Annotated in this window: 13 protein-coding genes and 2 pseudogenes; 3 read left to right on the forward strand and 12 right to left on the reverse strand. The window is 37.5% G+C overall.

The features are described from left to right. Positions 1–99: 99 nt before the first annotated feature. Positions 100–258, forward strand: a pseudogene (locus NY07_RS19475) (IS5/IS1182 family transposase); the annotation flags it as partial. Positions 259–468: 210 nt separating this feature from the next. Here the strand turns inward: NY07_RS19475 and NY07_RS19765 are convergent. Next, positions 469–642, reverse strand: coding sequence for a hypothetical protein (locus tag NY07_RS19765; RefSeq protein ID WP_235363960.1), 174 nt, complete (start codon positions 640–642; stop codon positions 469–471). A 114-nt stretch (positions 643–756) separates the two neighbouring features. Beyond that, a complete protein-coding gene (locus NY07_RS19830; RefSeq protein WP_258311721.1) occupies positions 757–882 on the reverse strand; it encodes a hypothetical protein in 126 nt (41 codons plus the stop codon). Between the two features lie 636 nt (positions 883–1,518). On the opposite strand from NY07_RS19830, the gene NY07_RS17160 reads away from it, so the two are divergent. Both NY07_RS17160 and NY07_RS17165 read left to right on the forward strand, forming a co-directional pair. Next, complete coding sequence (locus NY07_RS17160) at positions 1,519–1,938, forward strand: hypothetical protein (protein WP_033540588.1); 420 nt, start codon at positions 1,519–1,521, stop codon at positions 1,936–1,938. Between the two features lie 517 nt (positions 1,939–2,455). Beyond that, a complete protein-coding gene (locus NY07_RS17165; RefSeq protein ID WP_033540589.1) occupies positions 2,456–3,625 on the forward strand; it encodes a site-specific integrase in 1,170 nt (389 codons plus the stop codon). Between the two features lie 256 nt (positions 3,626–3,881). Here the strand turns inward: NY07_RS17165 and NY07_RS19255 are convergent. From NY07_RS19255 to NY07_RS17205, 10 genes and pseudogenes are all read right to left on the reverse strand, one after another. Next, positions 3,882–4,073 (reverse strand): annotated as a pseudogene (locus NY07_RS19255) (glucose-1-phosphate thymidylyltransferase); the annotation flags it as partial. Further along, a complete protein-coding gene (locus NY07_RS19885) occupies positions 4,028–4,162 on the reverse strand; it encodes a sugar phosphate nucleotidyltransferase (protein WP_373681779.1) in 135 nt (44 codons plus the stop codon). The pseudogene NY07_RS19255 and the gene NY07_RS19885, both read right to left, overlap by 46 nt. Before the next feature lie 364 nt (positions 4,163–4,526). After that, a complete protein-coding gene (gene wecA, locus NY07_RS17170; RefSeq protein ID WP_033540590.1) occupies positions 4,527–5,570 on the reverse strand; it encodes a UDP-N-acetylglucosamine--undecaprenyl-phosphate N-acetylglucosaminephosphotransferase in 1,044 nt (347 codons plus the stop codon). Positions 5,571–5,723: 153 nt separating this feature from the next. After that, on the reverse strand, positions 5,724–6,797 hold the full coding sequence (gene wecA / locus NY07_RS17175; protein ID WP_033540591.1) for a UDP-N-acetylglucosamine--undecaprenyl-phosphate N-acetylglucosaminephosphotransferase: 1,074 nt from the start codon (positions 6,795–6,797) through the stop codon (positions 5,724–5,726). Between the two features lie 396 nt (positions 6,798–7,193). Continuing rightward, complete coding sequence (locus NY07_RS17180) at positions 7,194–8,252, reverse strand: DUF1972 domain-containing protein (protein ID WP_033540592.1); 1,059 nt, start codon at positions 8,250–8,252, stop codon at positions 7,194–7,196. Further along, complete coding sequence (locus tag NY07_RS17185; RefSeq protein WP_140946912.1) at positions 8,249–9,226, reverse strand: glycosyltransferase family 4 protein; 978 nt, start codon at positions 9,224–9,226, stop codon at positions 8,249–8,251. The genes NY07_RS17180 and NY07_RS17185 overlap by 4 nt, the downstream gene beginning before the upstream one ends. Next, positions 9,204–10,478: an O-antigen ligase family protein gene (locus NY07_RS17190; RefSeq protein WP_033540594.1), complete on the reverse strand. Its 1,275-nt coding sequence runs from the start codon at positions 10,476–10,478 to the stop codon at positions 9,204–9,206. Before NY07_RS17190 ends, NY07_RS17185 begins: the two co-directional genes overlap by 23 nt. A gap of 6 nt (positions 10,479–10,484) precedes the next feature. Continuing rightward, positions 10,485–11,354 carry a PIG-L deacetylase family protein gene (locus NY07_RS17195; protein WP_161783171.1) on the reverse strand — a complete coding sequence of 290 codons (870 nt, stop codon included), beginning with the start codon at positions 11,352–11,354 and terminating at the stop codon, positions 10,485–10,487. Positions 11,355–11,368: 14 nt separating this feature from the next. Further along, entirely contained in the window at positions 11,369–12,223 is an 855-nt protein-coding gene (locus tag NY07_RS17200; protein ID WP_033540596.1) for a GNAT family N-acetyltransferase, read from the reverse strand. Next, positions 12,220–13,347, reverse strand: coding sequence for a hypothetical protein (locus tag NY07_RS17205; protein WP_140946913.1), 1,128 nt, complete (start codon positions 13,345–13,347; stop codon positions 12,220–12,222). Before NY07_RS17205 ends, NY07_RS17200 begins: the two co-directional genes overlap by 4 nt. Positions 13,348–13,387: the final 40 nt, after the last annotated feature.

Consider the following 13,387-nt stretch of genomic DNA (forward strand, 5'->3'; position numbering starts at 1 on the left):
TCAAGTAAGTGAAGAGTTAAAGGTAGTACACCTCGAGTTCAAGCAAAAATCGAAGAGCAAGACTTAGGTCATGATGAATAATGGTAGTAATCCTGCTCAGAGGAACACACTCGCAAGAACAAGACAATTATCAACATCGAATACTTAAAAGCCAGCATCCGAACAAAGGTAGAACACCGATTTCGCATTATCAAATGTCAGTTCGGCTTCATCGAAGCACACTACCAGGGACTGATGAAAAATGACTCACTGTTAGCCTGCTATTTGCATAAATGAGTCATCGTGACTATACGGGATGGCTACAGAGTGACGCTCATCGCATGGCGTCTTTCTGTAACAAGCAGCACAAAAAGCCCCCCGAAGTTTCACCTCTTCTGTTACGGCCTGTAAGGCAATACTGAAACCATCGAAGGGTCTCCGCTTCAGCTTGTATAAAACAAAACCTACTTCTAGAGTGCTCTGAGAAAATCAGAAAAATAGTGCGGGAGAAAGCCCAAAGCGCCGACTCAATGCTTCAATGTGCTGGCGGGTTAACTTTTTCCCTTCGGCAGCATTAAGCTCCTTGCTAACATTGTTCTTAGAACCTAATTCAGGTAAATCGCTAAGGCCAAGCTTATATCGGTCTATCAACGCTTTAACCAACACGCTCCCTTTATCTAACTGGGCAATCGTACGGTTAAACTCAACAAATTCGTCGGCTTGATCTTCCCAATGTTCGATAGCCCCGCCAACAGGGTAATTGCCCCGGCATTGGCGTCATAAGCATCTATCTTCGTCCATGGTATTCAGGGCACGCTCGTAGTCCGCCTGGTTACGAATTTCAGCAAAGTAAGGGGCATCTATCAAAGCTTCTCTGATAAGTTCACACGTATGAGACGTCATCAGTTACTCCTTATTTCACCTGTATTGGTAGGTCAACACATCATATTCAGCATGAGGCATAATGTGCTTCACATACATTCGGTTATGACGAAATTAAATATAGGGTATCAGCCTTAGCTTGATTCCACCGATTTGATAACCCACCATTTATCCCAACACAGCGCTAGATGCGACTAATGTAACTTGGGCACGCTATTGATGAAAGGAGCTCTAACAGAGCACACCGAAAGCCCTTGGTACAATGACCTGATAACCAAAAGCCCAGGAACACCTGGGCTTTTGCAATTTAATGTCTTTATGGTGTTAGCCGATGCCTAACATAGCGATACTTAACCCTTATGGTTTGACCTCGCTTGACGGTGCACGCTCGGACTCATTGATTTTCATCAATATCTTATTTAACGGCCATAGAGCACATGTACGGGCTGAGTAAATGATACACACGCTTAGAATGGGAGCAACATGGTAGTACTACTTTGAATAGTTAATAGAGGGGATTGGATTACCCCTGACCTATCCTCCCAACCTAACGGCATAAAGGGAGCTCTACCCATTTGACTTTCCACACAGTTGCCGGATCTTGACTTGCCTCTATGATTGAAATCGCAATCTTTATCAACTTAAAAGGATCCTACCATGCTCAGTCTAGCCACAGTCTTTTTAGCGAACTCTCTCATGAACGGTGCTATACCACTCAACTATGAACACCGCGATTATAAATTGAAACAAGCAGAGATCTTTCTTAGAGATAGAAAAATATACGACCTATCCAACCTACCCGTTGGCGTGATAGCAAAAGAAAGCTGGGGTTATAAAAAAGAGGACCTACGCAGTGAAAGCCAAAAAGTGATAGACCAGCTTTATATCGAACAAATAAGACAAATGCCCATCAATAACTTCGACTTCTCAAAAAGCGGCTTATCTTCCAATGAGGCTGGCACCATGTACGGCAAACTGATGGGTAGGGCAGTATATGAAACCAAGTACTCCCTTAAAGTATTGGATGTGATTGCGGTATACGGTTTACCAGCGAGTGTACTGCACAAGCAAGAATAAAATCAGATGCTAGTTGACCAGCGTTTACCGCTCAGAAATGAAACGTCATCCCTTCGTTTCATTAAATTGCAGCAGCGATAGGGTCATGATTGAGGGTAAGTGGCGCTTGCTCGCTTCTATTAGGGTCTGCAAGACAGTACTGAAGTCATCGAAGGGCGTTTGCTTAAGCTTATTTTCAAGCGCTGAACTTTCGCCCCCTTTCGGTATTAGAAAGGTCATTATTAAGTGATTAATTCAAACAAAAAAAACCACTGGACAAAAAACCAGTGGTTGATATATTGGTAGCTGTCTTTTTAACCAATACTTGCAATGTGCGGACTATTGGGAAATGAGGCGTTTCAGGTTCAGTTGCGGGTTTTCATAACCCGGTTAACCTGATAAAGAAGCAGTTGGGACAGGATGGCGGCAACCACCCTGCCCCGTACCGGCTGCGACGGACTATTAAGCACCCCCAGCCGATGGCGAGATCTTAACGAATTCCATCGGATAGGGACAGATCTATTTGATGGAGACGATTATGGCTCATATTCGTATTCGCCCTAATGGGCGTATTCAGTTCGACCTACACCTCTACGGCCAACGCTTTCGTGAAGGCACCAAAATGATGGCCACCCCGAAAAACTTGGCCAGCGCTAAAGCCACCCTAAAGCAGATGAATGCTGAGATAGACTTAGGTAGCTTTCAGTACCGAGACTACTTCCCCAACAGTAAAAAGGTCGCTCTGTTTGAGCAGCTGCAACGAACGCGACATCCCGACCGTCAGTACCCTTTCTTTGATAACTACGCCAACCAATGGTTTGAACGCCAAAAGGCCAAGTGGAAGCAAAGTTATCAAGGCAGTGTTCGGACAGCGCTGACAAAATATCTCATCCCAGAGTTTGGCAATACCTTAGTCAATGAAGTCAGTCTGACTCAAATTGATTTCTTTCGTCAGAAATTACTGGATATAAAGAAGGAAGATGGTACCAGGCAACTCTCCAATCGCCGCGTGAATAACATTCTGTGGCCACTCATAGCCATTACCAGCCTGGCATCAGAAGAGTTTAAGTTTGATTACCCATTGAGGCGATACCGCTGCTTGAAAGAAGAAAAGGCAGAGTCTTACCCCATGACCATTGCCGAAGTACGCTGCTTTCTTTCTGTGGTCCCTAAACAGTGGAAAGACTATTTCATTATTCGGTTTTGGACTGGCATGCGAAGTTGTGAGGTGCATGGATTGGAATGGGAACATATCGATTTTGAGCACCGATTGATCCGTATTCGGCAAAACTGGGTCAATGGGGTGGTATGTGATGTGAAAACGCCGAAATCGCGTCGAGATCTGAAAATGTGTGACACTGTGTATGATGCATTTAAGCGGATCAAAGCCGCCAATCGCTCAGGCAATAATTTTGTGTTTACAGGGCCTTCTGGTACGCCACTGCAAACCCACTATGTCAGTCGAAAATTATGGTACCCGACATTGAAAAGTGCGGGGCTAAAAAAGCGCCGCCCCTATGAAACCCGTCATACTGCTGCAGTATTACATATCGCTGCCCTTGAAAATCCACTCTACATATCACAGCTGCTGGGCCACAGTGACACACGGTTACTGTTTGACGTCTATGCCCCTTATGTCGTTAATGCGTCTCGCAATGACGGCAACGCTTTTGATCAACTCATGAGCTCAGAAGCCGTCGCGTCGTAAATCCGCAATCAACTTGTTTATTCAATTGCTCACTGAAATTGAGTGGGCAATTGTTCCAGTTGGTTCCCCTCTCCCATCGAACACTAAATGAGTGGCTTGTACTTGGGTGGCGCAACCGACAAAGCTGACTGTTCAACGAGGCCTATTCAAAACACTGAAGCAAACACTGATATCCATTATCAGTAGTCTTAACCGGCCGCTTTCTCAGCTCCCTCATGGCTAATACAAACCTAGCACAGCTTTCCTTTACTAAGCCCTATGGGGTCACCAGTGAAAGTAAGTACTGACCATAGCTGTTATTCAGCATAGGCTTGGCAAGACGATGAATATCCTCATTGGTCAGCCAGCCATTACGCCAGGCAATCTCTTCAAGACAAGCAACTTTTAGACCCTGCACAGTTTCTATGGTTTGAACAAAAGATGAAGCCTGCTGCAGACTGTCGAACGTACTGTATCTAGCGGATAATAGATCATAAGCTTGTCATACACCGGCAGCAGCGGCTTAGATACGCCGCGAGTGATGGGATACAACCGCATGCCAGTAACACTGGTTAATAAAATACCTTTCAAAGTACGCTCTATTCAATAAGCTCTAAAACTGAATTGACCAAGCAAACTCCAGACCAACAGCCATGTAAAAAATGAGTTTAAAATAAAAAATGCCACTACCTTAGAGGATAGTGGCATCAATAGGTCTACAACTAGTAAAAATTAAACTTTTTAGATACTTGCGGTAGATACTGCCTTTGCAATCGCTTCAGCTTTCTGTTGACCCATTTCTAAATCAGTGGACTCGACCACAACGAGAATTAATGCTCGGTGCCCGATTTTATAAACAATCCAATAATAGAAAACCCAAAAAAAAATCCTCATGTGAGGATTTTCCTAACAGCTCAATAACCTAAGCTTTACGAAGCCAAGTTAATATTTGCCAAATGTGTGCTAACGCCCAGTTATAGGCAACAAAAATCGCGACAAAACCCAAAAACATGATCCATTCAGGCACATGCATCCATTCTCCGGAAATACCTAGTGCAGCTAGCGCTATAGAGGCAAGAGAGATCCGTACCAGCGTTTGTTTTCGACTGTAACCAGCTCTTTCAAATATATGGTGGAGGTGATCCCGGTCAGGCTTAAAAGGTGACATCCCTTTTTTAACTCGGCGGTACATGATTGCAGCCATGTCCATTAACGGAATACCAATCAGATACAGCGCAGTAACGGGGGCAAATGCTCGAACGTCAGCTTCAACACCCAATACCAGCAGCCATACTACCGTCAACCCAATCAACATGCTTCCTGCGTCGCCCATAAAGATTTTTTGAACGGTTTCAAAAGGCCATCTCAAATTGAATATCAAGTAACCAATGATTGCGCCGATGAAAAGTAGTGGAAGAATAAACCAATCATTACCAGCAGCGTAAAACAGTAATGCGAGTGAGGTAAAAGTCACGAGACTCAACATCCCGGCTAAGCCATCGATACCATCCACCATATTGAAGGCATTTATTGCACCAATAACAGCCAATATGGTGACAAAAACACCTAAATATCCGAGCTTTAACTCAAAGAAATATGTGATATGACCCAGTGATGTAAGATAAAACCCTGCTCCAAAGACCAGGATCGAAGCGGTGATCACTTGCGCCACGATTCTCACGCGGACAGACAAATCATATTTGTCGTCCAATACCCCCAAAAACAATATCAGCGCAGCAGAAATCAAGTAAAGGTTAAATACCTGATTTTGTTCAAACACAATACTGGAAACAAGCAGAACACTACAATAAATAGCCACCCCACCAATTAACGGTATGGCGCCAACATGTGTTTTCCTTTCATTTGGTAAATCTACTAAGCCGACTTTTTCCGCAATTGGGTGAAACAACTTAATCGCAGCACACGTTAAGCAAAACACCGTCACAAACGGTATAAAGTATTCCATAAACTCTCTTCCCTAAGCCAATATAGAATGACGAGGAACCATACCGATCCCTACCGCCAACAACTACCAGTCATACAGTATAACCTCTATATGACAAGGTAAAAACGGTTCAACATAAAACACTATAACTTTGTACCTGAAGACAGGTATATTTTACGATGGCTTTGTGAATTTAAACCATCGATGCATGAATGCGGTAATGCGCCAGACATAACTTATCGCGAGATAGTACAAAGCAAACACCAGCAAAAATGAGACAAACATCACAGTTTCATTAATCTCGAGATACTCAGACCAAACGCCTACAGCCGCCATCATGGACGCAATCAAACAAATCACCAATAATGATACTTTCGGCGACATCCCGACACGTTGACAGATGTGATGCAAATGCTCTCTATCGGGCTTAAACGGTGATTGACCTTTCTTGATGCGGCGCGACATGATACACACCATATCCATTAACGGCAGCCCGATAAACCACAACGCAGTAACAGGGCGAATGACCACCTCTTGCTGATCCTGACTCGCTTCAATCAACAACCAAATAACGGTAAAACCAATAAACATACTACCGGCATCGCCCATAAACACTTTAAAACGACGACCAAGAGGAAAGCCTAAATTCAGCATAATATAAGGCAACATCGCCACCATGAGCAGTAAACAAAAGTGTGCTAACTCTATCTGCCCTGCACCGTAAAACATATAACCCAATGCTGCAAAGGTCACCAAGGCTAATCCACCCAACAAACCGTCAATGCCATCAACCATATTAAAGGCGTTAATGGCCCCGATCACGGCGAAAATGGTCACGATATAACTGACAAAGGTCGGCAGGATCAACGCCTCATCACCAGCAATAAAGCCTAAGTAATATAGACTCTTATAACCGATCAAAATCATCGCCATCGAAATCGCTGCCTGAACCAACAAACGGGCTTTAAAACTAAGATCAAAACGATCATCAAGCGCACCTAGTACAATCAGTACCGTGGAGCAAACCATGTAAAGCATCACATTACTCGTCAAATCGAACACCAAACAGATGTTCAGCATGATAGCGGTAAAGATTGAAATACCACCAATCAATGGCACTTGCCCTACATGTAGCTTGCGCTCATTAGGCTTGTCGACCAAGCCAATTTTTTTAGCTAACTTACGGTATACAAACAAAAAGACAAACGAACTTAAAAATACACTGACTACGGTTAAACTGGTCGACATACTAGACTCGATGGTTTACTAAACCAAAATGATAATTAAAAGCAGGACTCATCAGGCTCCGTTAACAGTGCCTGTTCTAAACCAGTATAAAAAGCATACTGAACAAAACGTCCATGTCTTTAATTTCAATCAGTTAGTCGACACTGAGACAGCTTGACACCAAACGAAATAAGCGCTAACGCAATAACATCCCAATAGTTAGCTAGGCGATTATAACGTAAAAAGTCTAACAAAATAATCAAGTAACCGTGATTTACACAAAAAATGATACAGTCGTGAGATTGTGTCTCAAACCGTCTCATTCGTGCGGCATGCCGTTGATTAATGGTCACAAAACAGGCCAAAGCGAATAGCCTTGGCTATTTGCATCAGATAATTCTAACCAAATAGAAAGGGCTATAAATAAGTTGACTCATACATTTGATTGATAACTTTCCATGTATAACGATTTTCTGCAATCAGCTTCATGTTTTGTGAAATAGTATAAAGATCATCATCTTCAGCAAATGTAATTTGCTTGTTCAACTCTTCAGGGGAATTAAAATACAATGCCTTATCTTCGGTACTGTATCGATTAAAGTCACAGTCAAAAGCAAAGATAGGCTTGCCAAAATGCATAGCTTCTACTAAGGATGGATTTGTACCACCGGCTGAATGTCCATGCACATAACCTTTACACTCACTTCTTAGCTTAAACAATTGATTCACATCATAGATGGGATCGACGATATCTATATTCGGCTCACCTGAAAACCGATACCTTAATTCTCGTCCAAACTCGCTAGAATTCCAATTACCGATAAATTTTAATTTTTGTTCACTCTCAGCAAAAGCTTGCAAAATCATTTCAACATTGTTTTCAGGCTCTATACGGCATAATGACAGATAATAATCTTTCTCAGGCCCTGCTTCCGAGCCTTCAATGATCGCATGATCTCCACCATAGGCAATAACAACATTCTTTTTTGCATACTCTTCGTCGACATAATGACCGATGGCTTTATTATCGGTTATGATTACATCAGAATACTTAACAGCCATTGACTCTGAGAACTTCAAAAACTTCTTCGTCCACTTACTCCACTTGTCCCGTTTCCACTCTAATCCATCTATATTGGTTACCACTTTAGAGTTAGAAAACAGACGATAAATTGGTAGAAATAAGCAACCAGAAACACCTAGAATTAAAATAACATCAGGCTTTTTAAAGATACACTTGATAAGAGAAATAACGTCATAAAAAATGCTTTGAACACCATTAGCACTTAATGGTACATAAGTTAATCTTGCTCCGTTATAATGAGAACGCCTCTCAGAGTAAGACTTACTCGAACAAAAAATATCATATTGAATGTTATTACTTGAATAATTAGTTAGATTTTCAACTAAAGATTCGAATCCACCATAACACGCGGGTATACCAACAGTTCCTACCACTGCTACATTTAATTTCACTTTGAATCCTGCTTTAATTGAATACCAAAAACCCTAATAACCCTGTCTAAATATCTATCAATAGAAAAACATTCGTTAAAGGTAGCACGCTTTAACTCTTTATCATTTTGTTTAATTCCTAAAAAGTACTTTAAGCTTTTAAACAAAGATTCGGAGTCAGTGTAAATAACGCCATCACCTAAAGACGAATAAAAGCGTGCGTTACCAACATCTGTAGATAAAAAAGGCCTGTTACAATATAAAGACTCTTTATAAATCATTCCATCAGACTCATATTCTGAGCATGAAACAACTACAGAGCAAGCACAATAATACAAGTACATTTCTTCATAAGGAATACTACCACCAGTTATAATATCACATCCCATTTCATTAAAATACTTATGGTTAGAATTGTACACTTCATTAAGCAGACTAAAATTCTTTTCCTTTCTTTGGGGGTCAGCAGGAAAAAAAATATATTCCGTAGATAAACTTAAACCTAATATTTCTTTAGCCTCCTCCATTGAAACAAGAGGGAATTTTTCAAAATCCAAACCGCATGGTTGAAAAATATAATTACCATCGGGATACAGTTTCGTGTAATGTTCGGCCATATTCTTGTTTACAAAGATAGTGACATTAGAAACTCTAACAGCATTATCTTTAACTCTTTCAATTAGACTTCTTTTAAAAAATTCACCTTCATGATTAGTATAAACAATATTCTTAAAAAAAAGAATCTTACAAAGAAAAACGCAAAATGCATGATGACAATAAACTACATCGTAAGCATTAAGAATACGCTTAAAAATCAGTACAAAAAAACAATAACAATAACTTAAATAACTTCCACCAGATTTGGGAGGAACAATATTAACAAGGTCAACATGAATACCTCTTGCCTTTATGCCATCAACGATCTCTTTAACAAAAACACCAAAGTACGGACAACTTTCACTTGGATACATATTAGTAACGGTTAATATTTTCATCTTGAGCAACTAGTATTATAGATAAAATTAAAATTGGAATTGAAAAATATGAGTAATTAAAAACAGGTCCAGTGAAACCAACAATAATGTATTGAAAGAATAGAATTAATGCAACAAACCTTATTGAGGGCTCTCTAATGTTATATAATCTTCTAAACCAAAGATAAAACGCGTAAATAATTAAAACAAAGCCAAAAACTCCATACTCGCCCAATAACTGAGGCCACAAGGTATCTGTATAATAAACGCCACCTAGATCAAAATATGGAATTATTTCCATTAGTCCGTACTTCTCAAGCTCGGAATTAATTACAAATTTCTTCCCTATATTTCCGCCGAAATATCCAGAACCAACACCAAAAATTGGATTATCTATTGACGCTTTAACACTAGTGACAGCTACGGCTAATCGTATATATTTATCTGGAATAGACAAAAACTTACCGTCATGAACCTCGTTTTTAGAATTTCCTTGTCCAATAATGCTAATGGTTACAAGCATCGATAACGATACTATTGAAACTAAAAGTATCTTCATAGAGCCTTTTTTTCGAAAATATCCTGAGAAAACTAAAGATAAGAACGTTGAAACAAATAATCCGACCAAAAATTGCCGACTAAAAGTCATAAGGAAAGCTATTAAAGCGAGAGAAATCGCAAATATCATATTCCTTTTCAGAACATACGCTATAGGTATCAGTAAAAATGCAATTTTTGCAAATGCATTAACAGATGCAAAGATAGATGGTACCCTTAAAATACCATACCTATATAACTCTTTAAACTCAACTGCTGATGGGAAAATATATATCAAAGAGCTATTAAACTGTTGAATACAGGAAAAAAAAACTGAAAAAACTATAATGAAATATACAAGAGTAAGAATCACATTGTTGACATGATCTAAACGAAAAAAATGTGCAGGCAGACTAACAACAATCAACAAAACTAATAAAAATTTTAAATTATCTATAGTTCCAAGTAACAAAACAAATGCTTCTTTACCCTCGTAGAAATTACTGACACAAGACAACAAGATAAAAAAACAAAAGAAAGAAATAAAAATAGCATTTTTACTTATAAACCCTCTTTTAAAAATTACTATTATAGAAAATACAATAGAAATTGGAATAAACAATTGACTAAACAAAGAAATTATAGGGTTATCAGTATAAAAAGATACACCGGCCTGGTATAAAATAGATATAAAGATCCAAAAAACAAAAAAGTTAGATAGTGATAATGACTTCATATTACCTTAACTTCTCAACCAAAAAAAAATATTGGCTAAGCTTTTTACCGGATGAATCGTACTTTTATTACCATCATTCTCTTCCAAGGTTTGTTTATAAGCGTAATAGCAAGCTAATACTTCTTCTACGTTATTACGATCGACGACTATAAACGTCTCAATATAGCCACTCTTACTACAAATAAATCGCGAATAAAACTTTGAAATCTCATTAAACGCTGAAAAACAGAAATGATATTGAGATAAAAAGAATCCAAATGCTTTCATTTTAACTTCAGTTTCTTTTTTTGATAAGCTATATATTTGAATAGGAAAATTAAAATTAATAGGATGATTTGTATGGTACATTATGACTTTATCGATGTCCCCTTGCTTTAATAAATTTAAAGCAATCAAGGCTGATAGTCGGTGATCTGGGTGAAAATCAAAAACAGAACAAACAAATATTATATCAATCTCTCTAGAAATTAATATTTTTTCTAGATCACTTTCAATAAGATCACCGTACCGAGACAATTCACCATCTTGATAATCTAAGCTATAAATTGAATCATAAACTGGACATATGCTATCTAAACTATTTTTATACTCTAGAAATCTACGCTCAGATAAATTTGAATCTACAAAATTTTTAGATAACAAAATAAAGTTTTTATTGACATTCAATTTCTGTAAGGATTGGAGAAGACCACCAACCCCGATTGTTTCATCATCAGAATGGGGGCTAATAATTAACAATGACCTGTCATTTAAACAATTCAAATCTAATTTCTTATAAGTAATTTTTTTATTCAGTAATGGTGCTAAGAAACGTATAAAAAAGCTTGTGGGAATAAAAATAAAATAAAACAGAACCTTTTTGTATAAACTTCTCACTATTATCTTCCCGATCATATAAAATCAGTGTCAGCCAAAGAAACACTGAGAGGTTCAAACTCAACCCCTCTAGTAACAAAGTTAAAGCCTTTGTTACCGTTTTTCAATATCATTGGTGACATAATTTTAACCATTTCTACTACTCCCAAATCAGAGCTTATTGCCCTGGTAATAAAAATTTTATTTTTAGATAAGAAGAAGTTTAATGACTTTATATCTCTATCATCAAAATCACAGTAAACTACTTGATAATATGTAAGTATTTTCTTAACTTTTTTAAAAACTATGACTGAATATTCTCCAAAAAACACTTCATACTGATAACTCGGATTTTTACAAAATCTCCATTCAATAAAGTCAAGACTAGTTTTGCATTTCGAATTTACGGATGAACCACTGTAACTCAACATGCTCTTCGGTATAATAGCTTGCCAAAAGATAGAAAAAAACCAATTTATTGAAGTTGAATCCTTCCAACCGTATTTTAGATACTGATTATAACTATTTTTATTTGGGAAGTTAAAGACCTTTATTTTATTATCATCTATATATTTCAAGCTTTCCTTTATCAATAACGCAAAAATACCCTTTCTTTGGTGTTCAGGAAGAGTAGCAGTATCGACTGCCTGTAAATAGGATTCGGCTTGACCAAAACTATGCCACTTACTGTACAAACGTATACCAACTAAATGATCATTATAAAATGCTCCCCAAGCTAAAGATTGGCCATAATAGGAATCAATATGTTTCCATCTAAACCATTCTGCTGTAAAGTTGAAGTCACCTATAAATGATGTGTTAAGTACAGACAAAACATCTGCAATCATATCTTCATCAAAAACATCAATTTTTTTTACAATATATGTCATGATTGTCCTATCTTCAATTTTAAACTAATCATAGCCTTTCTGCTTTCGAAATAATATAAAGAAAGCAGTACAAGTTCTGAAAAAACAACACATAAACAAGCAAGAAAAAAGGAGCCAATGATATAAGATATAATAATAAATAGAACACAAAGACTAAAAGATATAAGTTGCAATCTATTTTTCCGCCTTATATTCTCTTGCCTAGTTAATATCATTCCCAAAAAAGAACTAATAGGCCTTAAAACAATAACCAGGCTTAGTAAATAAATAAAAGAATGTCCTGGCTCAAATTTTTCTTCGAATAAAATGCGTTCAAAAAAAGTAAAGAACAACATTAAGCCTATAGCGCTGAGTACTACTAAGAATAATGAAATATATCTTGCCTCAGTATACTTTTTGAAAAAATTCACTTCGCTAATGATAAATTTCAAGTAATAATTATTATAAAATGAATTATATAATACGCTGGCAGCAGATAATAGCATTAAATAAAAATTAAAAAATGCACTATTTTCAGCCCCAAAAAGAAAAAGGACAAGTGGACTCAAAGCTGATGTATAACCTAGCGTTAGAACCGTTGAATAACAATAATTCTTTGCATTTTTCAATAATTTAAAATCATAGTTATAGGTAATATTATCAGCAAACCATAACAAAAGTATAAGAAAAATTGTAAATGCTAAAATAGAAGATAATACAAAAGCCAAATTAAAATAGTGCAAATTAATTCCAATTGGAATAATTAATAATAACGCTATAATTCTCACTAATTGAGAAGCGCCGTTAGAAAGTGCTACTAAAAAATATTTTTCTTTAACTTGGAATAATACCGCACTCAAGCGAAAAATACCTATAGTTAATGTCCCAAATCCGACATATAACCAACTTATTAATAGAATTGCATCTACCTTAAATAAAAACATTGTGAAATAGACAAGGACATAAAGTAAAAATGAAACAATTACAGTAGTCGATATTCCAGTAAAAACAATCCTATTATATATTTTCGAATTTGCTAATAAGTATTGACTTAGCCCCATATTTGAAATTGAACCGAGAAAAACGGAAAGTGAAAAAAAAGAAAGGATTACTCCATATTCATTAAGGCTTAATTGTCTAGCCATTATCACACCAAATATTAAAGACATAAATGATATTGATAAT

Origin of the sequence: Shewanella sp. ECSMB14101 (assembly GCF_000773485.1) — a bacterium.
Classification (GTDB): domain Bacteria; phylum Pseudomonadota; class Gammaproteobacteria; order Enterobacterales; family Shewanellaceae; genus Shewanella; species Shewanella marisflavi.